The 21,003-nt window shown below is 70.3% G+C and carries 20 protein-coding genes; 13 read left to right on the forward strand and 7 right to left on the reverse strand.

Annotated features, from left to right (window positions below; genetic code table 11):
• Nucleotides 1-52 precede the first annotated feature (52 nt).
• From OG252_RS46345 to OG252_RS46360, 4 genes are all read left to right on the forward strand, one after another.
• Nucleotides 53-1,096 (forward strand): aldo/keto reductase, encoded by a 1,044-nt coding sequence (locus OG252_RS46345; protein ID WP_329343999.1) that lies wholly within the window; start codon nucleotides 53-55, stop codon nucleotides 1,094-1,096.
• A gap of 143 nt (nucleotides 1,097-1,239) precedes the next feature.
• Nucleotides 1,240-2,217, forward strand: a complete 978-nt coding sequence (locus tag OG252_RS46350; protein WP_329344001.1) for an FAD:protein FMN transferase — start codon at nucleotides 1,240-1,242, stop codon at nucleotides 2,215-2,217.
• A 44-nt stretch (nucleotides 2,218-2,261) separates the two neighbouring features.
• A complete protein-coding gene (locus OG252_RS46355) occupies nucleotides 2,262-2,690 on the forward strand; it encodes a hypothetical protein (protein ID WP_266445391.1) in 429 nt (142 codons plus the stop codon).
• A gap of 93 nt (nucleotides 2,691-2,783) precedes the next feature.
• Nucleotides 2,784-4,163 carry a metallophosphoesterase gene (locus OG252_RS46360; protein ID WP_329344004.1) on the forward strand — a complete coding sequence of 460 codons (1,380 nt, stop codon included), beginning with the start codon at nucleotides 2,784-2,786 and terminating at the stop codon, nucleotides 4,161-4,163.
• A 41-nt stretch (nucleotides 4,164-4,204) separates the two neighbouring features.
• Here OG252_RS46360 and OG252_RS46365 read toward each other — a convergent pair whose 3' ends face one another.
• From OG252_RS46365 to OG252_RS46380, 4 genes are all read right to left on the reverse strand, one after another.
• Entirely contained in the window at nucleotides 4,205-5,269 is a 1,065-nt protein-coding gene (locus OG252_RS46365; RefSeq protein WP_329344006.1) for an NAD(P)H-dependent amine dehydrogenase family protein, read from the reverse strand.
• Between the two features lie 147 nt (nucleotides 5,270-5,416).
• Complete coding sequence (locus OG252_RS46370) at nucleotides 5,417-6,310, reverse strand: LLM class F420-dependent oxidoreductase (RefSeq protein ID WP_329344008.1); 894 nt, start codon at nucleotides 6,308-6,310, stop codon at nucleotides 5,417-5,419.
• A gap of 40 nt (nucleotides 6,311-6,350) precedes the next feature.
• On the reverse strand, nucleotides 6,351-7,103 hold the full coding sequence (locus OG252_RS46375; protein ID WP_329344010.1) for an NADPH-dependent F420 reductase: 753 nt from the start codon (nucleotides 7,101-7,103) through the stop codon (nucleotides 6,351-6,353).
• Between the two features lie 85 nt (nucleotides 7,104-7,188).
• A complete protein-coding gene (locus OG252_RS46380; protein ID WP_266445401.1) occupies nucleotides 7,189-7,959 on the reverse strand; it encodes an SDR family NAD(P)-dependent oxidoreductase in 771 nt (256 codons plus the stop codon).
• Between the two features lie 127 nt (nucleotides 7,960-8,086).
• On the opposite strand from OG252_RS46380, the gene OG252_RS46385 reads away from it, so the two are divergent.
• Genes OG252_RS46385 through OG252_RS46395 form a run of 3 tightly spaced genes read left to right on the forward strand, consistent with a single transcriptional unit; the run spans nucleotide 8,087 to nucleotide 9,349 of the window.
• Complete coding sequence (locus tag OG252_RS46385) at nucleotides 8,087-8,680, forward strand: TetR family transcriptional regulator (protein WP_266445403.1); 594 nt, start codon at nucleotides 8,087-8,089, stop codon at nucleotides 8,678-8,680.
• Nucleotides 8,681-8,703: 23 nt separating this feature from the next.
• Nucleotides 8,704-9,156, forward strand: coding sequence for a TetR/AcrR family transcriptional regulator (locus OG252_RS46390; RefSeq protein ID WP_329344013.1), 453 nt, complete (start codon nucleotides 8,704-8,706; stop codon nucleotides 9,154-9,156).
• Nucleotides 9,157-9,199: 43 nt separating this feature from the next.
• Complete coding sequence (locus tag OG252_RS46395; RefSeq protein WP_266445410.1) at nucleotides 9,200-9,349, forward strand: SDR family oxidoreductase; 150 nt, start codon at nucleotides 9,200-9,202, stop codon at nucleotides 9,347-9,349.
• A gap of 86 nt (nucleotides 9,350-9,435) precedes the next feature.
• Here the strand turns inward: OG252_RS46395 and OG252_RS46400 are convergent, their stop codons facing one another.
• From OG252_RS46400 to OG252_RS46410, 3 genes are all read right to left on the reverse strand, one after another.
• The gene (locus OG252_RS46400) at nucleotides 9,436-10,470 is read right to left on the reverse strand and encodes an SMP-30/gluconolactonase/LRE family protein (protein WP_266445413.1); all 1,035 of its coding nucleotides are present in this window, start codon (nucleotides 10,468-10,470) and stop codon (nucleotides 9,436-9,438) included.
• Between the two features lie 66 nt (nucleotides 10,471-10,536).
• Complete coding sequence (locus tag OG252_RS46405) at nucleotides 10,537-12,120, reverse strand: Na+/H+ antiporter (protein ID WP_329344017.1); 1,584 nt, start codon at nucleotides 12,118-12,120, stop codon at nucleotides 10,537-10,539.
• A gap of 98 nt (nucleotides 12,121-12,218) precedes the next feature.
• Nucleotides 12,219-12,596 (reverse strand): DUF2255 family protein, encoded by a 378-nt coding sequence (locus OG252_RS46410; RefSeq protein ID WP_266445417.1) that lies wholly within the window; start codon nucleotides 12,594-12,596, stop codon nucleotides 12,219-12,221.
• A 306-nt stretch (nucleotides 12,597-12,902) separates the two neighbouring features.
• Here OG252_RS46410 and OG252_RS46415 point away from each other — a divergent pair, with 306 nt between their 5' ends.
• From OG252_RS46415 to OG252_RS46440, 6 genes are all read left to right on the forward strand, one after another.
• A complete protein-coding gene (locus OG252_RS46415; protein WP_266445419.1) occupies nucleotides 12,903-13,802 on the forward strand; it encodes a helix-turn-helix transcriptional regulator in 900 nt (299 codons plus the stop codon).
• Between the two features lie 386 nt (nucleotides 13,803-14,188).
• On the forward strand, nucleotides 14,189-14,827 hold the full coding sequence (locus OG252_RS46420; protein ID WP_329344021.1) for a (2Fe-2S)-binding protein: 639 nt from the start codon (nucleotides 14,189-14,191) through the stop codon (nucleotides 14,825-14,827).
• A gap of 12 nt (nucleotides 14,828-14,839) precedes the next feature.
• On the forward strand, nucleotides 14,840-15,823 hold the full coding sequence (locus OG252_RS46425; protein WP_329344023.1) for an FAD binding domain-containing protein: 984 nt from the start codon (nucleotides 14,840-14,842) through the stop codon (nucleotides 15,821-15,823).
• Complete coding sequence (locus OG252_RS46430) at nucleotides 15,820-18,018, forward strand: xanthine dehydrogenase family protein molybdopterin-binding subunit (RefSeq protein WP_329344024.1); 2,199 nt, start codon at nucleotides 15,820-15,822, stop codon at nucleotides 18,016-18,018. The genes OG252_RS46425 and OG252_RS46430 overlap by 4 nt, the downstream gene beginning before the upstream one ends.
• Before the next feature lie 507 nt (nucleotides 18,019-18,525).
• Nucleotides 18,526-18,690 carry a hypothetical protein gene (locus OG252_RS52505; protein WP_406491289.1) on the forward strand — a complete coding sequence of 55 codons (165 nt, stop codon included), beginning with the start codon at nucleotides 18,526-18,528 and terminating at the stop codon, nucleotides 18,688-18,690.
• Nucleotides 18,687-20,867, forward strand: a complete 2,181-nt coding sequence (locus tag OG252_RS46440) for a xanthine dehydrogenase family protein molybdopterin-binding subunit (protein WP_329344027.1) — start codon at nucleotides 18,687-18,689, stop codon at nucleotides 20,865-20,867. Before OG252_RS52505 ends, OG252_RS46440 begins: the two co-directional genes overlap by 4 nt.
• Nucleotides 20,868-21,003 lie beyond the last annotated feature (136 nt).

Below are 21,003 nucleotides of genomic sequence, written 5' to 3' on the forward strand. Positions count from 1 at the left end.
CGGGCCTGCCCCTTGCAGCCACTGCACTCCAACCCCCAAGGGAGAACGCACGATGGAATACCGCCGACTCGGCAACACCGGCACGGTCGTGTCGAACCTTGCACTCGGCACGATGACCTTCGGCGACGAGACCTCGCAGGAGGAGGCGTTCGTCCAGATGGACGCCTTCCTGGAAGCGGGCGGAAACCTCATGGACACCGCCGACCTCTACAACCGCGGCGTAACCGAGGAGATCATCGGCCGGTGGCTGGCGAGCCGTCCGAGCGACGTCACCGACCGGGTGGTGCTCGCCACCAAGGGCCGGTTCCCGTTCACCGACGACGTCAACGACATCGGTCTGTCCCGGCGCCATCTCTCCCGGGCGCTGGACGGTTCGCTTCGCCGACTGGGCGTGGACAGCGTCGACCTGTACCAGGTGCATGCCTGGGACCCACTGACCCCGATCGAGGAAACTCTGTCCTTCTTCGACTCCGCCGTGCGGGCAGGCAAGATCCGCTATGCGGGCCTGTCGAACTTCACCGGCTGGCAGCTCCAGCTCGCGGTCTCCACCGCCCGCGAGAACGGCTGGCCGGTCCCGGTGACCTTGCAGGAGCAGTACAACCTCGCCGTCCGCGAGGTGGAGTGGGAGGTTCTGCCGGCAGCGGCGCACAACGGACTCGGCGTACTGCCCTGGTCACCTCTGGCGAGCGGCTTCCTGACAGGGAAGTACACGCGCGGGGTCCAGCCCGGGCCCGACACCCGGGCCGGCGGAGGCAACCCGCTGTACCAGTACACCTCGGCCAACTACGCCAACGCCGACCGGACCTGGGACGCGGTCGACGCGGTCGTCCAGGTGGCCAAGGAGACGGGTGCCTCGCCCGCCCAGGTGGCGCTCAGCTGGGTCGCCGACCGAACAGGGGTCACCTCGGTCATCATCGGTGCCCGTGACATGAAGCAGCTGACCGACAACCTCGGCGCCGCCGACCTGCACCTCGACGCGGACGCCACGGCCCTCCTCGACAAGGCCAGTGACCCGAGCCCGACGCCCTACCCCTACGGCCCGTTCGGCCTCGCCCAGAGCCACCGGACCGTCAACGGCGGCGCTCAGCTGGGCTGACACCCACGTGGGCCAGGCCGAAGCGGCCCCCACAGCAGCTTGCTGCCTCGGCGTGCTGCCCGGTCGCGCACCTCGCCCGGACAGCACGCCGAGGCCCTGCTCACTGGCAGCAGTCGCCCACCGAACCGTACGGAGCGGCAACAGTGCACCACCACATCACGCGACACCCGGGCGAGGGCTCCAGGCCGACAACCGCCGTCGGACCGGAAGCCGGAGCCGGCAGACCGGACGCCGGAGGCAGCCGTTTCGCCTTCGACGCCCTCGGCACCGGCTGGCAGATCGACACCGACGAGCCGCTGAGCGGCAGTCTGCGCCGCCGGGTCCTGGACCGCATCCGGCGATTCGACGCCACCTATTCGCGCTTCCGCCCCGACTCGCTCGTGTCCCGGATCGCGGCCGCCCCGGCCGGGGGCCGGTTCGAGTTCCCGGAGGACTCACTGGCCCTGTTCGACCTCTACGACCGCCTATCCACCGCGACCGGCGGTGCCGTCGACCCACTCGTCGGCCGTGAGCTCGAACTCCTCGGATACGACGCCTCGTACTCCCTCACGCCCGCTCCGCAGACGGTTCGGGCCCAGGAACGCGCCCGCGGCCGGGCCATCTGGGCGGCGGACATCGTGCGGGACGGCAGGACGCTCGTCACCCAGCGCCCGGTTGTGATCGACGTGGGAGCGGTGGGAAAGGGCTACCTGGTGGACATCGTCTCGGCGATCCTCCGGGATGCCGGAATCACACGGTTCGTCATCGACGCCGGCGGTGATCTGCGCCATGCGGGGGATCGCGCCATCCGGGTCGGCCTGGAGCATCCGTTCGACCCGCAGCTCGTGGTCGGCGTGGCGCACCTGCGGGGACGAGCGCTGTGCGCGTCCGGGGTCAGCGCACGCGCCTGGGGTGACGGGCTGCACCACCTGCTCGACGCCCGCACCGGTCGTCCGGCCAGGAAGGTGGCCGCCACCTGGGTCGTGGCCGACAGCGCCGCTCTCGCCGACGGACTGGCGACGGCGCTGTTCTTCACCGAGGCGCGCCGGCTCGCGCAGACCTTCGACTTCGCCCACGTGCGCATGTACGCCAGCGGCCACGCGGAGATCTCGCGGAACTTCGACGGCGGGCTGTTCACCTGAGCGGCGCACCGGACCTCGTACAGAGCACTATGGCAAGGAGGAACATGACAGCACCGAGCAAGAAGATCACAGCCGTGATCGGGTTCTCACTCACCGCGGCCCTCACCGGATGCGCCTCGACGGACGCGGACAACGCGAGGTCACCGTCCGCTTCGGACAACGCGGCTGAACCGAGTTCCTCGACCTACGAGGACGGCGAGTTCGAGGCCGAGGGCCGGTACGGGAACCTGCCTTCGAGCATCGGAGTGACCGTAACCCTCGCAGACGACAGGATCACCGCCGTCAAGGTCACACCCCGGGCAACGGACGAGACCTCGCTCGCTCTGCAGAAGCGCTTCGCCGCCGCGGTCCCACGACTCGTCGTCGGCAAGGACATCGACAGCGTGCGCCTGGACCGCGTGGCCGGAAACAGCGGTACCCCCAAGGGTTTCAACGACGCTCTGGCGCAGATCAAGGCCGAAGCATCCAGCTGACCGACGGCCGTTGGTCAAGTGACAGGTCCGGTCACAGGCAGCCGGGGACGCATCCGCCCCCCGGACACCACAAGGGAAGGGCTGCGCAGAGTCGTGGTCATCGTCGTATCCGTCTTCGTCCTGGCGTTGTTCGGCGCACTCCACTGGTACGTGTGGCGCCGCCTCATACGGGACACCACACCCAAGGGGTCGTTCCTCCGACGAGCCGGAAGCATCGTCTTCGTGGCCGGGCCCCTGCTGTCGATGGCGGCCATGACAGCGGAGGGCGACGGTGTGCCTTTCCTTCTGCAGCGGATCCTGGCCTGGCCCGGGTATCTGTGGTTGGCGCTGTTCCTGTACCTGCTGCTCGCGTTGCTGCTTGGTGAGGCCATGCGGCCTGTGCTGCGGCGGTGGCTCGCGCATCGGGGCGCCGGGGGAGACGCGCGACAGCGGATTCGCCCGACGGCGCAGTCCGCGGAAGTGGCGGAAGTGCAAGCGACCGACTCCGATGCCGAGGAACTGGCTTCGGCCGACGAGCCGTTGACCGCGACGGCGCATCGTGGCGATTCCGATGCCTCTGCCTCACGAGGCACCGCGCCCGTCACCGTGCTGGACCCTCCGCACGTATCGGAGCCGACGCTGTCGGCCGGCAGCACCGCCCCCACCGGCCCGTCGCGCCGCCTCTTCGTCTCCCGCGTCGTGGGCGGGGCCGCCGCGGCCGTCGCCGTCGGCACCGTCGGCTACGGCACGTACGGTGTCCTCCGCGGGCCCAAGGTGAAGCGCCTCACGGTTCCGCTGGCCAAACTGCCGCGCACTGCGCACGGGTTCCGGATCGCCGTCGTCAGCGACATCCACGTCGGTCCCATCCTGGGCCGTGGCTTCGCCCAGCAGGTCGTCGACACCATCAACGCGACCCAGCCCGACCTGATCGCGGTCGTCGGCGACCTGGTGGACGGCAGCGTCGAGAACCTCATTCCGGCCGTCGAACCACTCGCCGGGCTCCGGGCACGGCACGGCGCGTACTTCGTCACGGGCAACCATGAGTACATCTCCGGTGCCGAGCCGTGGATCGAGAAGGTACGGGAGCTGGGACTGCGCCCGCTGGAGAACGCCCGCACCGAGCTGCCCGGCTTCGACCTGGCGGGCGTCAACGACGTCCGCGGTGAAGAGGAGGGCCAAGGCCCCGACTTCGGCAGAGCACTTGGCGACCGCGACCGTTCCCGCACGGCCGTCCTCCTCGCCCACCAACCCGTCGTCATCGACGACGCCGTACGTCACGGCGTCGATCTCCAGCTCTCCGGCCACACCCACGGCGGTCAACTCTGGCCGGGCAACGTCCTCGCCGAACTGGCCAACCCCACGGTCGCCGGACTGGAGCGCTACGGCGACACCCAGCTGTACGTGAGCCGCGGTGCCGGAGCCTGGGGCCCGCCGGTGCGCGTGGGCGCTCCGTCCGACATCACCGTCGTCGAACTGGCCTCGGTGCAGGCGTAGTTGTGCTGTCGACGTGGCGGGGTTGATCGGCACGAGGATATTCAGGCCAGATCCGCGACCATCCGCGGCAGGTCGAGGGTGGTCCTGATGCCGGGCGGTGCCTCGCAGACCAAAGGCACGGCGTTGACGACGATGTGGGCGCTGTAGCCGGGCGAGACGGCGGCGTAGTTCTCGGACGTGACACGGACGTCGATGTCGAGGGGCGCGTCACCCTCGACGACGACGTGCCAGCCGGTGTCGCGCACCTGCCCTTTCCAGTCCTGTTCGAGATCCTGGGTGAGGTACCAGGTGGGTCGGACCACCATGAACGGCTTGCCGTTCCGCCAGCCGGTGACCTCGAACCGCCAAGCGGCGACCGTGCCGGCCTCGATGGTCGTGGTGCCGACCTTCACCGGCTTCGCCGCCGTGCCCACCGTTCCTGTCGCGGTGACCTCGTCGAGAGGTACCGAAAGACCGTCGGCGAGTTGGCGCAGCGAGGTGCCGAAATCTTCGCCCAGGCCGGCGGCCACCCGCGTGAGGTCCATCGCCGCGGGGTCTTGGCCGAACATCTGGGAGAGCAGCTCCGGTGAGTTGCGCGTCGTCATGTCGGCGAACTCCTCGATCGTCAGGCGATCGAGCCGGCGCTGGAGGGCGGTCACCGCGAGCGGGAAGACCTCGGTGATCCAGCCCGGGCTCGAGCCCGTGGCGTGGAGCGATGTACCGCCGCGCTCGCACGCGGCCAGGATCCGCTGCCGTACATCGGGGTCGAGACCGGTTGGGTAATGGAAGTCGGTGACGCTCGTGACGACGTTGGCGCCCGACTCGAGGAGTTGGCAGATCTCGTCGATTCTGACCGCCTCGAGCACCGGCATGTACAACACACAGTCGGGACTGGCGGCGAGAATGTCGTCGATGCTGCCGGTGGCACGGACGCCGGTCGGCTCCATGCCGCACAGTGCACCGGCGTCGCGGCCGACCTTGGCGTCGGCGTATACGTACACGCCGACCAGGTCGTACCGCGGGTGCTCGATGACGCATCGCAGGGCGTGTGCCCCGGTGTGACCGGTCGCCCATTGAGCGACTCGGTAGCGCCCAGGCGGTGTCCTGCCGGGCTGGTGATCAGACACTTCTCTCCCTCTTGCGAGTCGTGCGGCGGGCAGGCACGGAGCCCGCAGGCTTCCAGGCGCGCTGTCCACCGGGGCCGGGGCCGAGGCTCGGGCTGCTTTGTTCGCCATGACCATGGGTGGGCCTCGACCGGTCGGGTACGGCTCTGGTCAGCCGAGTTCGGCCAGCCGTCGTGCCGCGGGTGCGGCGCGCTCCTGGATCCAGCGGGCGGCTCCGGCGAGCGGAACGGAGGCGATCACGGTCTCGATGCCGAGCTCGGCGTAGCCGGTCATCGCCTTGGCGAAGCCGTCGAGGTCGCCGTCACGGAGCGCGTCCCCGGAGTACATGGCCGTCTTGCGGATCCGCCCGTAGTCCCGGCCCAGATCGTCGCAGTGGCGGCGCAGCACCTCCAGCTTGTGCGCGACCTCGGCGTGGGTGAAGGCCGTGAGGTTGCAGGCGTCCGCGTACTGGGCCACCAGCCTCAGGGTCTTCTTCTCGCCGCCTCCGCCGATCATGATCTCCGGGTGCGGAGCACTCACCGGCGGTGGCACGCACCTGGTCTCGGCCAGCTGGTAGTGCCTGCCCTCGAACGGCCCGTTGTCCTGCGGGTCCCACATCTGCAGGCAGATCCGCAGGGTCTCCTCCAGCCGTTCGAACCGCTCGGCCGTCGGCGGGAAGGGCACGCCGAGGCCGAGATGTTCGCGCTCGTACCAGGCCGCGCCGACGCCGAGGGTGGCGCGGCCGCCGGAGAGGTGGTCGAGCGTGGTGACTATCTTGGCCAGCAGGCCGGGATGACGGTACGTCACCCCAGTGACTAGCGCCCCGAGTTGCACGGTGGAGGTGTGCGCGGCGAGGTGGCCGAGCGTGGTGTAGCACTCCAGCATGGCGCTCTCGGCGCCGCCCAGTACGTCCATCTGGAAGTAGTGGTCCATCACCGACAGCCGGCCCACCCCCGCTGCCTCGGTGGCGGCTCCGACCGCAGCCAACTCAGGCCCCAGCCCACCGTGCCTCTTCAAGTCACCTGCGGGGTCGTCGAATCCCACGATGTTGATGCCCAGTCGCATGTCGGCCTCCCGCCGCAGTCCCTGCTCCGCGCTTCCTGGTTCAGTCCCGGCTGAGGGTCTGGCGGGCGTCGGCCGCGGAGCGCCGGACGGCGGTGTCGGTCAGTGCCTTCACCTTGTCGGCAGGCACCGGGACGCTCGGGGCTTCGAAGAACCAGCGCCCCATCTCCTCCTGGGTCAGTCCTTCGGGCTGTGCCGGCAGGTAGGGCTGGACGTAGACCGGGGTGCCCGGCTCGCTGCGCCAGCTGTCGGCGAGGGGGCCGATGTCCACGGCGTCGTAGCCCAGCGCGTCCAACAGTTCGGCGACCTGCGCTTTGGCGGCCGTATCGTCGCCGGAGATGGGCAGGGCACTGCGGTCGTCGGAGCCGGCGGGCCGGGCTGCGGTGAACAGGCGCACGAAGTCGATGCTGTTGAACGCCTTGACCACCCGGGAGTCGGCCAGGTGCCGCTGCACCAGGGCGCTGGAGGTCTGCTCGCCCGCGTCCAGCTCGGCGATCCGGTCGTCACGCTCGGGGTAGTAGTTCATGGTGTCGATGACGGTCTTGCCCGCCAGGGCGGCGGCCGGAAGCTCCTCGTACTTGCTCAGCGGGACCGTCGCCACTACCAGGTCACCGGCCTGCGCTGCCTCAGCGGGTGTGGCCGCGCGCGCCTGCTCGCCGAGTTCGGCGACGAGGTCGGCGAGGGTCTCGGGGCCGCGGGAGTTGCTCAGCACGACGTTCAGGCCGGCGCCGACGGCGAGACGGGCCAGTGCGTTGCCGATGTTGCCGCTGCCGATGAGTGCGAGGGTCTTGGTCACGGGTCACGTCTCCAGTTCAGTGGACAAATAGGGGTGGTGCAGGGGTCTCGAATCGAGGAGCGGGTGCTGTGAGTTGCGCCCGTCCTCAGCCGCGCAGGCTCATGCCGCCGTCGATCGACCAGGCCTGGCCGCTGATCCAGGCCGCGTCGTCGGAGAAGAGGAAGGCGACGGCGCCGGCCAGGTCGGCGGGCTCACCGAGGCGCGGGCTGCGGGCGTACTCCAACGCCATGGCCTGCAACTGCTGGTCGTCCTGCGCCTGCTGGGTCTCGCCCATGACCAGGCCAGGGGCGACGACATTGCAGCGGATGCCCTCCTTGCCCCAGCGGGAGGCGATGTGGCGGGTCAGCGCATTGACCCCGGCTTTGGAGGCGGCGTACGCGGGCCGCGTGGGCTCGCCGCCCCAGGCCGCGCCGGAGGAGGTGTTGACGATGACGCCGCCGCCCTGGCCCAGTAGGTGCGGGAGGACCGCCCGGCAGGTCAGGGCGTAGCCGAGCAGGTTCACGTCGTGGGTGCGGCGCCACACGGCCGGGTCCATCTCCATCAGGTCGACGTCACGGCCCAGAGTGGCCGGCGAGAGGTCGGCGCCGACGTTGAAGAGCCCGTCGACCCCGCCGAACTCGGCGACGGTCCGGTAGACCAGCGCTTGAATCGTGGCCTCGTCACCGAGGTCGAACTCAACGGCGATCGCGGTGCCACCCGCCTCGGTGATGCCCTTGGCAGTGGCTTCGGCTCCAGCGAGATTGATGTCGCCGACGACGACCGAGGCCCCCTCCTCGGCGAGCCGTTCGGCCGTGGCCGCGCCGATGCCGGTCGCGCCCCCGGCAATGACGATCCTCTTGCCCTGCAGACCCCTCATGACTCTCTCCCTTGCTGAGCTGAAGCGCCATACTTGCGTCAATCGCTGCACTCTGACACTCGGTGTCAGAGTAGAAACTGTAGCTCATCGTTGCGAGCCGAGGTCAAGGGAGAGGTAGGATCGAGAAGTGAGTGGAGCAGTACGTACGAACACGAGAGACATCGCGCGGGCCGCCATCCGGTTCGAGCTGGCCCAGGTGGCCTTCGACCTGTTCCGCCGTGAGGGCTTCGACAACGTCACCGTCAATGACCTGGCCGCGGCTGCGGGAGTGTCCCGCAGTACCTTCCTGCGCTATTTCGGCAGCAAGGAGGACGCCGTCCTCGGCGCCGTCGACGCCCAGGGCGAACAGGTCGCCGATGCTCTACGCGCCCGGCCTGCCGACGAGGGTGACTGGACGGCACTGCGGCGCGCGCTGGACACCGTCACCGAAGTCCATCGCCGGGACCCGGACGGCGCACTCGCGATGTCCCAGCTGATCATGCGCACGCCCGCGCTGGGCGCCCGCACGCTGGAGAAGCAGAACGGCTGGCGCCCCGCCATCGCCCAGGCCCTCGCCGAGCGCGCCGACCCCTCTTGGCCCTCGCTCCTGGTTCCGTTGGTGCGTGCCGCCGTCGCGGTGGACTGCTTGAACGTCGCCGTCGAACACTGGACCGCCTCTGACGGCCGCCTCGACCTCGATGCCCTGCTCGACGAGGCCTTCGCCGCATTCGCACTGCGGTAGGAGCGTCCGCTGCCGCTGCAGGGGTGTCCCGCAGTACCTTCCGCCGGTACTTCGGCAGCAAGGAAGAGGCAGTTCTCAGCGTCTTCGACGCGCGCGGCAGGCAGGTCGCCGACGCCGTACGCGCCTGCCCGGCCGACGAAGACGACTGGACGGCGCTACGTCAGGGGTTGGACGTCGCCGTCGAGTATTACCGTCAGGACCCGGTGCGGGCCCTGCCGATGACCCGGCTCGTCCTCGACACACCCGCCCTGTGCGCCCGGCAGTTGGAGAAGCAGCGCGGCTGGTGGCCTGCCCTGGCCAATGCCCTCGTCGAGCGCACCGACTCCCCGCAGCCCCTGACGCCGGCCATCTCCGTGAAGGCGGCCACCGCGCTGGACTGTCTCAACATCGCTCTCGACCACTGGATCGCCTCCGACGGCCGTCCCGACCTCGTCGACCTGGCGGACCAGGCATTCGCCGCGCTCAGCCCCCGCTGACGCGCTGAAGTCCGAACCGCCCGAGGCAAGCCAGGGCTCGCACTTGAGCGGCTTCGGCCGGCCTGCCACTGCGTCGCACAGTTTCGGCCTGCCGCGCGAGATCGCCGAAGCCGTCGCATACCTCGCCTCCGAGGACGCCGCCTTCGTTCATGGCGCGTTCCTGAGTGTCGACGGAGGCGCAAGCCTCGTCTGAATCGGCGCCGGGCGACCTGCGTCGCCGCTCGCATCTGGCTGCTGGCACCCGCAGCAGGTAGTGCTGCGGGTGCCGGCTTCGCCAGTTCAGGAGGTCCGGCCGCAATTCAGCGCGGCGGGGTCGATCGTTCCGCGCTGCACCTTCGCGTCGTGGGGCTCGGCGAGACCGGCGTTGGTGACGTAGAGCCGGTTTCCGCGCACAGCGGTGGAGGTGGGGGAAGCGAGGCCGTCCTTGGACGTCAGGACGGTCTCGGTGGTCCCGTCGGGGTGGACGAGCGCGACCTGGTTGAGGCCGTTCTGCGCGGCGAACACCACGTCGGAGCGGTCGTTGAGGAAGTTGAAGTCGTCAACGCCGGTGAGGCTGCTGGTCACGGTGTGGATCCGGCCGGGGGCGCCGGTGGCGGTGACCGGGATCCGCAACAGGGTGCCCTTCGCGAGGTTGGAAACCCAGACGGCGCCCTTGTGGAAGCGGAGCCCGTTCGCGCCGAGGGGTACGGACGGGTCTCCCGCGAGGGCGGGGTCGGTCAGCCAGGCGGTCGCCGTTCCACCGGAGACCGGGACGCTCCATACGGTGGCCTTGTTGCTGTCTGCCGCGTACAGGGTGCGCCCCGCCGGGTCGAGGGCCAGGCCGTTGGGGAGTCCGTCGGTGGGCAGGGCGGCGATGCGGCGAGGTGTGCCGCCGGGGGGCAGCTTCCATATACCGGCCCGGGCGGAGTCGGAGGAGGCCACGTTGTAGTAGATGGTGCCGTCACGGTCGCGCGTGTTGCCGGTGAACGTGTCGCCCGGCTGCCCGGCGACGATCACCTGGCTGCGCCCGGACGGGTCGATGCGCACCAGTGCCGGACGCTTGCCCGCCACGCTGCCCAGCATGGAGACGGTCAGTGAGTTGTCGGGGTTGACGGTGAGGTTCTCCGGGGAGTCGCCGGCGGTGAAGTCGAAGGTGGCGAGGGTCTTCACGTCGGTGACGACCGGCTTCGGGGATGTCTCCGTCGCCGTGGATGCGGACGCGGACGGCGTCGAGACGAGAACGGCCGCCGTCGCGGCGATCGCCGCCGCGAGTCTGAACCGCTTGTTCAGGAGGGTTGCGGTGGGGACTGCTGTGGAGGTTTCCATGGAGTGCATCGCACTTTTCTTGAAGGGCGCAACTGTGGTTGCGCGTGGGGTGTGGCAGGAAAGGTCGGGGGCGCGTCAGTCGCTCAACTCGGCTCCGGACAGGCGTACTTCCTCAATGTCGAGGTAGGCCTGTACCTGGCGCAGCACGGTGTCGTCGATGTGGTTCTCGTCGCGGAGTCTGACGACGGTGGCGCGTTTGCGGTCGAGGAGGGCGAGGCTCAGCGCGGTGTAGTCCTCCTTGTGGCGCAGGACCACGGCGTCCTCGGCATCGTCGTCGGCGCGTACGACGCGCAGGTGGGTCTCGTACTCGTGGCGCGTCCAGTCGGCGACCTCAGGGGCGGTGCCGAGACCGGCGGCCACCTCCGGCAGCGCCTTGAGGGCTTCCTCGGCGGCGGTCGTCTCGGCGAGGGAACGCTCCTCCTCGGCGGAGGTGTCGCGGGGCAGTCGGGCCCAGCGGACGACGCGCGGCAGGAGCAGGCCCTGCACCACCAGGGTCAGCATGATGACCCCGGAGGTGACGAAGACGATCACATCGCGGTCGGGGAAGGGTGCGCCCGAGTCGAGGGTCTCCGGTACCGACAGCGCCACGGCCAGTGACACCGCTCCCCGGAATCCGGTGACTCCGCCGACCACCCGGGCCCGGTGGCTCATCCGGCGCAGCCGCTGCTGTGGGCGGCGGTCCAGTAGGCGGATGAGGTACACGGCGGCGAACTGGAAGGTGAAGCGCACGGCGACGAGCACCACGGACACGACCCCGACGGTGATCAGGGCGTGGGTGAGGTCGTCGCTGGTCAGTTCGCGGACGGCGGACTGTGCCTCCAGGCCGACGAGGACGAACAGGGAGGCGTTGAGCAGGAACGTGGACAGCGACCAGAACGCCTGGCCCTGCCGCCGCGTCGCCGCCCCGATCAGACGCGGGCCGACCTGGCTCATGATCAGCCCGGCCACCACGACGGCCAGGACGCCGGAGGCCTCGATCTCCTCGGCGAGGAGGAACGCGGTGAAGGGCGTACCGATCGAGACCACGTTCCCCAGCAGGGGGTCGTCCAGGCGGCGGCGCAGTTGGATGCCGAGCCAGGCGGTCACGGCTCCGGCCGCGGCTCCGCCGACGTAGGCCAGCAGGAAGAGCCATCCGACGTGCGGCACGCTGAAGTGCTCCTCGCCGACGGTGATGCCGACGGCGAGTCCGTAGACGACCAGGGCCGTGCCGTCGTTGATCAGGCTTTCGGCGCGCAGCAGGGTGATGCTGCGGCGGGGCAGGATGCGGGCGAGGACCCCGACCGTCGTCGCGTCGGTGGGTGCGACGGCCGCACCGAGTACCCAGGCCGGTCCCCAGGGAAGCCCCAGGGCGTGCGCGACTGCTGCTACGGCCCAGGCGGTGAGGATGACCAGCGCGGTGCTCATCAGCATGATGCCGCGCAGGTCCTGCCGGATCCCGCGCAGGGAGGTGGTCAGGCTCTCCCAGTACAGGAGCGCCGGGAGGAACAGCAGCAGCATCGCCTCCGGCGGCAGGTGCACTTCGCGCAGTGCCGGGACGAATCCCAGCAGCGCCCCCGCGGCCAGCAGCAGGACGGGCGGCGCGATACGGAGCCGGTCTCCCGCGACCTGGCACACGAGCACGGTCGCGCACAGGACCACGACGAGTTCGAGACCGAGCACGTTTCATCTCCTGGACAGGTGGTGGTGCGAGTGCGGCGGGAGGCCCGGCGCCGGGCGCGGGACGGTTCTCAGGTCAGGGCTTGTTTGAGAAGCCGGGCTCAGCGCGGCACGAGCTGCATCGTCGTGATGGACGCCTTGGGGCTCGTGATGGCCTCGATGATCTCCGCCGCGTAGTGCCCGTACTTGCTGCGGTACGCGGCGTCCACCTGATCATTGATGTCGTGGTCGGCGTCGAGGAAAGAGACGTCCTTGTCCACGCCACCTGCCCGGATGTGACCCTCCTGACGCGAACGCGTGGTGCGGAACCAGTCGGAGGTGGGGCCGTACACCGAACGGACGTAGATCCCGTCACCCACGCGGACGACCCAGATGGTCCGCGGCTTGCTCAGCACACCGTTTCGGCGCACGGACGCGATCACCAGTTCCTCCGCCGACCCGACCCTGTCGAGTTCGTCGTTCGTCCATGCCGTCGCCATCGGGTCTCCTTCGTACATACGGATGTGGTCCTCGCCGCAGGTGGGCGGCTGCCGAGGTCACGATCAGCAGCGCCGTCACGATCGGCAAGCGGGCGCGCGGGTCCTCGGGAGTCGTCACCCCGTTCGCCACTGGCCACGCCCGCACGCCGCGGACCTGGGAACATCCGCGTGCCCTCAGCTTGCCGCCCGCACGCGCCGGATGGCAGGCCGGGTTGTGCCAGGCAGCCGTGTTCAGTGCTGTGACAGGGCACCCTTCGCCGTCGTGTGCATCGGCACACTGGTCACGGGGCTGCCACACTGGAAGACATGGCACGTGAGCAGCACAGTGGCGGTAGTGGTGGCACCGAACTGGGACGCTTCCTGCGAGCCCGCCGCAGCCGGGTGACGCCCGGCGACGTCGGCCTGCCGGCCTCCTCCGGATTGCGCCGCACCCCGGGGCTGCGCCGTGAGGAACTGGCCACGCTCGCCGGCATCAGCATCGACTACTACGCACGTCTGGAGCGCGGGACCGAGACCCGTCCCAGCCCGTCCGTGATCGACTCCCTCGCACGCGCGCTGCGTCTGGGGAAGGCCGAGCACAAGCACCTGCGAGAGCTCGCCGCGAGTGCCGACGGGAACGCGGCCGCGCCGACGACGGTGCCGAGCCGGTCCGTACCTCCGGGCACCGAGTTGATTCTGGAGAGCCTGCGGCCCAATCCCGCGTACGTCGTCGGCCGCACCTTCGAACTGCTCGCCGCCAACCCCGGCGGACTGCACCTGTTCGCCGGGATCGAGGACTGGCAGGGGGAGCAGCGCAACCTCGCGCGCTACGTCTTCCTCCACCCCGCCGCCCGCAACCTGTTCGCCGACTGGGACGGCGCGGTCCGCAGCGTCGTCGCATGGCTGCGCGGGCTGGCCGGCATCGAGCCGGACGCCCCCGACCTCGCACTCATCGTCGACGAACTCCTGAGCAAGAGCCCCGAGTTCGCCCGCATGTGGGACCGCTATGACGTCAAGGGAAACTCCAGCGGCCGCCACACGTACCACCACCCCGTCGTCGGTGAACTCGCCCTCGGCTACCAGGGCTTGACGCTGAACGGCACCAACAGTCAGCACCTGGTCGTCTTCTACGCCGAACCCGACACCCCCGAGTACGACGCGATGGTCCTCCTCGACAAGGCCGCGCAGGAGAAGGCCTCAAAGCCGTCGACGTCGCCCGCGCAATAGCGAACCGGCGAACCGGCGAACCCGGAACATCAAGCAAGCCACCGCCTCAGGCGTTGGCTTGAACTGACTGCTACTGCCGGACGTAGGCACGGGAGTCGTACGCAAAGTACTCCCTGGCGACTCTCCGCCACCCGGCACAGGCTGGACCCTGCGCCGAGATCACAGCCGTAACCGCGGCCTGTCCCGCATCTCGGCTCACTGCCGGAACGCCGAGGGCCCACCCCACAACGGGCCTCCGCGGAGGGCTTCCGGCGACGACCCACGTCCGCCGGGTGCCGACGGACGGGCGCCTGCGCGCATACCGCACAGCGTCGCCGGACGGTCGTGGCGTACCGGCCCGAGACGGCCGATCCTCCGCCGCATCCCCACAAAGCGAGAGAGTGCGTATGACCACCGAACTCCCGGACTCACCCCCCGAACTGACCGAAGGACCCGCGGCGGTGCCCACCCGGCGCACCTTCATCGCGACGACAGCCGCCGTCGGTGGTGTGGTCGTGGCGGGTGGCCTGGCCGCGGGATCGGCGCTGACCGACCAGGAGTCGCCGGCCGCCGAGGCCCCGCCCAGCGGCCGACTCTCGTTGACCGTCAACGGGGAGCGGCGCACGGTCACGATCGACAACCGGACCTCACTGCTGGACCTGCTGCGTGAGCACCTCGGGCTGACCGGCTCCAAGAAGGGCTGCAACGCCGGTGCCTGCGGGGCCTGCACGGTTCTGGTCGACGGCCGTCGGGTCAACTCCTGTCTGACGCTGGCGGTGCGTCTGGAGGGTGCCGAGGTCACCACGATCGAGGGACTCGCCAACGGCGACCGGCTGCACCCGCTGCAGGCGGCGTTCGTCGAGCAGGACGCCTTCCAGTGCGGCTTCTGCACCCCCGGTCAGATCATGTCCGGCGTCGGCTGTATCGAGGAGGGCCACACGGGCTCCGCCGAGGAGATCCGGGAGTGGATGAGCGGCAACATCTGCCGATGCGGCTGTTACGTCAAGATCGTCAAGGCGGTCGACCAGGCCGCCCACGGGAAATGAGGCCCGGCCCCCATGTACCCCTTCTCCTTCACCAAGGCCTCCGACACCCGTGAGGCACTCAACGCCGGGCGTCGCGGCGGGCGTTACATAGCCGGCGGCACCACCCTGGTCGACCTGATGCGTGAGACCGTCGAGCGCCCCGACACCTTGGTCGACATCAGCGACCTGCCGCTGCGGGACATTAGCGTCACCGAGCGAGGCGGCCTGCGCATCGGCGCTCTCGTACGGATGACGGACGCCGCCGCCCACCCCAAGGTGCGCACCACCTACCCGGTCATCTCGCAGGCGCTGGAGCTGAGCGCGTCCGCCCAGCTGCGCAACATGGCCACCATCGGCGGCAACATCATGCAGCGCACCCGGTGCACGTACTTCCGGGACGTGAGCGCCGACTGCAACAAGCGCGACCCCGGCTCGGGCTGCGCGGCGCGAGAAGGCTTCAACCGCACCCACGCGATCCTCGGCACCTCCGACGACTGCGTGGCCACGCATTCCTCCGATGTCGCCGTTGCCTTTGCCGCGCTGGAGGCGCGCGTGCGTCTGCTGGGCCCGGACGGAAGCGAGCGCACCGTCCCCTTCGCCGACTTCCTCCTCAAACCCGGCAGCACCCCGAACCGCGAACAGGCCCTCCAGTGGGGTGAGTTGATCACCGCCGTCGAGATACCGGCCCTTCCGCGCCCGCTCAGGTCCGGCTACCTGAAGGTGCGGGACCGGCAGTCGTACGAGTTCGCCCTCACCTCGGCCGCCGTCGCCCTGCACATCCGCGGCGGCGTGATCCGCGAGGCGAAGGTGGCCGCCGGGGGCGTCGGCACCGTGCCCTGGAAGCTGCCCGCCGTCGAACGCCGCCTCATCGGCGAGCGCCCCTCGGACGCGTTGTGGGCCGAGGCGGCCGGGGAGGCGTCAGACGGGGCCCGGCCCCTCCAACACAACCGATTCAAGGTCGAGTTGCTCCGGCGAACAGTCGAGCGCCAGCTGCGCATCGTAGGAGAGAGCAAATGAGCCCGCAGCCGCAGGCAGCCGTCGGCGCACCGCTCTCCCGGGTGGACGGGCGGCTCAAGGTCACCGGCAAGGCACAGTACGCCGCCGACTTCGACCCCGACGGCGTCGTGCACGCGGTCGTCGTCGACAGCACCGTCGCCCTGGGTCGGATCACCGGCATCGACGCCCGCGCCGCCGAAGCCCAGCCCGGCGTCCTGACGGTGATCAGCCATCTCAACGCACCCACGCTGGAGTACCGCGACAACCCCGGGGGATACAACCCGCCCGGCAGGCGGCTGCGTGCCTTCCAGGACGACCAGATCCTCTTCCACGGTCAGCCGGTCGCCGTGGTCGTAGCGACGACACTGGAGGTCGCGCAGCACGCCGCGGACCTGGTGGAGGTCGAGTACGAGTTGCGGAAGCCCACGACCGACATGAGCGGCAGCCCGGCCGGCGGCACGCCCCAGAACTACGCCCGGGGCGACGCGGCGGCGGCGCTGGACTCCGCGGCCGTACGCATGGACATGACCTACGGGCTCGCCCGCAACCACCACAACGCGATGGAGCCGCACGCCACCGTCGCCCGCTGGGACGGCGACCGGCTCACCGTCTGGGACAAGACGCAGTGGGTGCAGGGCACCCGGAACGAACTCGCCGCCGTGTTCGGCATCCCGCAGGACTCGGTGCGCGTGATCTCGCCGTTCGTCGGCGGCGCGTTCGGCAACGCGTCGAGGGTCTGGCCGCAGACCACCATCGCGGCCGTCGCCGCCCGCGAGACGGGGCGTCCGGTGAAGCTCGCGCTGACCCGCGAGCAGCTCTACTTCCATGTGGGCTACCGGCCCACGTACGAGTACCGGGTACGGGTGGGCAGTGACCGGCGCGGACGGGTGACCGGGATGATCCACGACCTGAGGTCGGAGACGTCCCGTTACGAGACGCACGGCGAGCCCATCCTGTCGCTCGGGCAGATGCTCTACGACACGCCCAACGTCCGTATGACGCACCGGTCGGTGCCGTTGGACGTGAACACGCCGACGTGGATGCGTGGCCCCGGCTACGCCACCGCCTCCTATGCCGTCGAGTCGGCGATGGACGAACTCGCGTACGAGGTGGGCGTCGACCCGATCGAGCTGCGGCTGCGCAACGAACCGGAGGACGACCCGTCCGACGGGCTGCCGTTCTCCACCCGGCGGCTGCGCGAGTGCCTCGCCACCGGCGCCCGCGAGTTCGGCTGGAACCGCCGCAACCCCAGGCCGCGCTCCACCCGCGACGGTGACTGGCTGATCGGCACCGGCATGGCCGCCGGCGCCTACCACACCCGGCGGGACCCGGCCCAGGCCTCGGTCCGCCTGGACGCCGACGGCACGGCGCTGGTGCAGTCCGCGGCCAGCGACATGGGGCCGGGTACCTACACCTCCATGACCCAGGTCGCCGCCGATGCCCTCGGCCTGACCATGCGCAACGTGACCTTCCGGCTCGGCGATTCCCTCATGCCGCCGGCGCCGCTGCAGGGCGGTTCGAAGACCATGGCCAGTGTCGGATCCGCCGTTCAGGACGGCTGCGACAAGCTGCGGCAGCAGGCGATCAGGCTGGCCGTCGCGGACGAGGGATCGCCGCTGCACGGCGTCGACCCGCATGATGTCGTCGTACGGGGCGGCCGGCTGCACGTGAAGGACAACCCGGCGCGCGGGGAGACCTACCGTCAGCTCCTGGCCCGCAACAACCGCACCCGCCTCGAAGCGAACGGGTCCTACACGCCGGGCGAGGAAGTGGAACGGTTCTCCACCCATGCCTACGCGGCGACCTTCGCCGAGGTCGCCGTGGACGCCCGGCTGGGTCTGGTTCGCGTGCGGCGGATGCTCGGTGTGTACGACGCGGGCCGGATCATCAGTCCGAAGCTCGCCGACAGCCAGGCACTCGGAGCCATGGTGGGCGGTATCGGCACGGCTCTCCTTGAACACACGGTCACCGACCACCGCGACGGCCGGATCGTGAACGCCAACCTCGCCGACTACCTCGTGCCCGTCAACGCCGACGTCCCCGACCTGCGGGCGATCTACCTCGCAGGGGAGGACACCGAGGCCGACCCCCTGGGCGTCAAGGGCCTCGGAGAGGTCGTGCAGGTCGGCGTGGCACCGGCCGTCGCCAACGCCGTGTTCCACGCCACCGGGCGCCGGATCCGCGAACTGCCCATCAGGGCCGAGGCGATGCTCTGAGCCGGGCCGCGATACGAGCACCCCGGGCAGCCGGTTTCGTGGCGAGACGGCCGCCCGGGGTGCTCTCCGCAACCGTCCGGGCGGCGGCCACGCACCGCCGGCGGACACCAGGGCCGCTGCCGCGACCAACCGTTCCCCCACGGCGCGCGGCGGCGGCCCGCCCCATCTGTCGTTCGTCACGGAGCCCCGGCGCGTGAGGGGCGTCCTGTGCGTGGCCGCCGATCCCGCCGAATTCCCCGAAGCGAGAGGGTGCGTATGGCCACCGAACTGCCGGACTTACCGTTTGATCCATCCGAGGGACGCGCGCCGGTGCCCGCACGGCGCACCATCATCGCGAAGACAGCCGCGGTCGGTCGAACAGGCCCTGCGAAGGGGCGTGTTGATCACTGCCGTGGAGATGCCGGCCCTTCCGCGTCCACTCAGGTCCGGCTACCTGAAGGTGCGTGCCCGCAGTCGTTCCAGTCCGCGCCGACCTCTGCGGCAGCCGCGCCACGCATCCGCGGCGGCGTGATCCGCGAGGCGAAGGTGGCCGCCGGTGGCGTGGGCAGCGTGCCGTGGAAGCTGCCCGCCGTCGAGTATGGCGCCCGTCCCCTCCCACACAAGCGGTCCAAGGTCGAGTTGCTCCAGCGGACCGTCGAACGCCAGCTGCGCATCATAGGAGGTACCAAGTGAGCCCTCAGCCGCAGGCAGCCGTCGGCGCACCGCTCTCCCGCGTGGACGGACGACTGAAGGTGACCGGGCAGGCGAAGTACGCCGCCGACCACGACCCCGAGGGCGTCGTGCACGCGGTCGTCGTCGACAGCACCGTCGCCCTCGGACGGATCACCGGTATCGACACCCGCGCCGCCCTCGCCCAGCCCGGCGTACTGACGGTGATCAGCCACCTCAACGCACCCGAGCTGCCGAACCTCGACACCCCGTTCGAGCGGCTGCTCGCGTTCCAGGACGGCCGGATCCTCTTCCACGGTCAGCCGGTCGCGGTCGTGGTGGCCACCACGCTGGAGTCCGCGCAGCACGCCGCGAGCGTGGTCGAGGTCACCTACGACGCCGAGCAGCCCTCCACCGACCTGACCGAGGCACCGCCAGCCGGCGACCCCGAGACCTACGCGCGCGGCGACGCGGACGAGGCGTTGCGATCCGCCGCCGTACGGCTGGAGATGGCCTACCGGCTGGCCCGCAACCATCACAACGCCATGGAGCCCCATGCCACCGTCGCCCGCTGGGACGGCGACAAGCTCATGGTGTGGGACAAGACCCAGTACGTGGTCGGCACCCAGAACCAACTCGCGGGCGCCTTCAACATCCCGCGCGAGTCGGTGCGGGTCATCTCGCCGTTCGTCGGCGGCGCGTTCGGAAGCGCGCTGAGGACCTGGCCGCACGTCACCCTCGCGGCCCTCGCCGCCCGTATGACGGGCCGCCGGGTCAAACTCGTCCTGACCCGCAGGCAACAGTACTTCGGCACGGGTTACCGGCCCGCGTACGAGTACTCGGTACGTCTGGGCAGTGATCGCCGCGGACACTTGACCGCCGTGATCCACGAACTGCGCTCGGAGACCTCCCGCTACGAAACGCACATGGAGCCCGTCCTGGGCATCGGGCAGATGCTCTACACGACGCCCAACGTCCGTCAGGCGCACCGCTCGGTGCCGCTCGACGTGAACGCGGCCACCTGGATGCGCGGCCCCGGCTACTCCACCGCCGCCTTCCCCATGGAGTCGGCACTGGACGAACTCGCCCACGAACTGGGCGTCGACCCCATTGAGCTGAGGCTGCGCAACGAACCGGAGGAGGACCCGTCCACCGGGCTGCCGTTCTCCACCCGACGCCTGCGCGACTGCTACCGCGTCGGCGTCCGCGAGTTCGGCTGGAACCGCCGCAACCCTGAGCCCCGCTCCACCCGCGACGGCGACTGGCTGATCGGCACCGGTGTGGCCACCGGCGTCTACGACGTCGTACGCAGCGCCGCCCAGGCCTCGGTCCGGCTCGACGCGAACGGCACCGCACTGATCGAGAGCTCGGCCAGCGACATGGGCCCCGGCACGTACACCTCCATGACCCAGGTCGCCGCGGACGCACTCGGCCTGACCATGCGCAACGTGACCTTCCGGCTCGGCGACTCCGTCATGCCGCCCGCCCCGGCACAGGGCGGCTCGCGAACCATGGCCAGCGTCGGCTCCGCCGTCCAGGACGGCTGCGACAGACTGCGGCAGCAGGCGATCCGCATCGCCGTGGAGGACGAGGACTCTCCGTTGTACGGTGCCGACGCCGCCGATGTCGTCGTACGAGGCGGCCGGCTGCACATGAAGGACAACCCGGCGCAGGGGGAGACCTACCGGCACCTCGTCACCCGCAACGACCGCGGCCACCTGGAGACGCTCGGTACCTTCACTCCGCCATCCGGACCGGCGCGGTTCTCCATGTACGCCTACGGCGCGATGTTCGCCGAGGTCGCAGTGGACGCCCGGCTGGGGCTCGTTCGCGTGCGGCGGATGCTCGGCGTGTACGACGCGGGCCGGATCATCAGCCCCAAGCTCGCCGACAGCCAGGCACTCGGCGCGATGGTCGGCGGCATTGGCGCTGCCCTGCTTGAGCACACGGTGACCGACCACCGCGACGGCCGGCTAGTGAACGCCAACCTGGCCGACTACCTCCTCCCGGTCAACGCCGACATCCCCGACCTGCGCGCGATCTACCTCGACGGCGAGGACCCTGAAGCCGACCCCATCGGCGTCAAGGGCCTGGGCGAGATCGTGCAGGTCGGCGTGGCACCCGCCGTGGCCAACGCCGTGTTCCACGCCACCGGGCGACGGATCCGCGAACTGCCCATCACAGCGGAGGCGTTGCTCTGAGCCGAGACCTCAGGCACGAGCCCCCGGGCGGCCGGAAGTGCCAAGTGGTGAGCCGGGTCCCCGTCGTGCTCCCCGATCCGTCCGGTGGCTGCCACGCACAGCCGCCGGACACCAGGGCCGCCGCCGCGGCCATCGT

Source organism: Streptomyces sp. NBC_01352, assembly GCF_036237295.1.
In the GTDB taxonomy this organism is placed as follows: Bacteria; Actinomycetota; Actinomycetes; order Streptomycetales; family Streptomycetaceae; genus Streptomyces; species Streptomyces plumbiresistens.

What these genes read in the sequence shown, in the direction of transcription:
- OG252_RS46345 (WP_329343999.1), top strand. Translation starts at nt 53, where the DNA reads ATGGAATACCGCCGACTCGGCAACACCGGCACGGTCGTGTCGAACCTT.
- OG252_RS46355 (WP_266445391.1), top strand. Translation starts at nt 2,262, where the DNA reads ATGACAGCACCGAGCAAGAAGATCACAGCCGTGATCGGGTTCTCACTC.
- OG252_RS46370 (WP_329344008.1), bottom strand. Translation starts at nt 6,310, where the DNA reads ATGCGACTGGGCATCAACATCGTGGGATTCGACGACCCCGCAGGTGAC.
- OG252_RS46380 (WP_266445401.1), bottom strand. Translation starts at nt 7,959, where the DNA reads ATGAGGGGTCTGCAGGGCAAGAGGATCGTCATTGCCGGGGGCGCGACC.
- OG252_RS46400 (WP_266445413.1), bottom strand. Translation starts at nt 10,470, where the DNA reads ATGCACTCCATGGAAACCTCCACAGCAGTCCCCACCGCAACCCTCCTG.
- OG252_RS46410 (WP_266445417.1), bottom strand. Translation starts at nt 12,596, where the DNA reads ATGGCGACGGCATGGACGAACGACGAACTCGACAGGGTCGGGTCGGCG.
- OG252_RS46415 (WP_266445419.1), top strand. Translation starts at nt 12,903, where the DNA reads ATGGCACGTGAGCAGCACAGTGGCGGTAGTGGTGGCACCGAACTGGGA.
- OG252_RS46420 (WP_329344021.1), top strand. Translation starts at nt 14,189, where the DNA reads ATGACCACCGAACTCCCGGACTCACCCCCCGAACTGACCGAAGGACCC.
- OG252_RS46425 (WP_329344023.1), top strand. Translation starts at nt 14,840, where the DNA reads ATGTACCCCTTCTCCTTCACCAAGGCCTCCGACACCCGTGAGGCACTC.
- OG252_RS46430 (WP_329344024.1), top strand. Translation starts at nt 15,820, where the DNA reads ATGAGCCCGCAGCCGCAGGCAGCCGTCGGCGCACCGCTCTCCCGGGTG.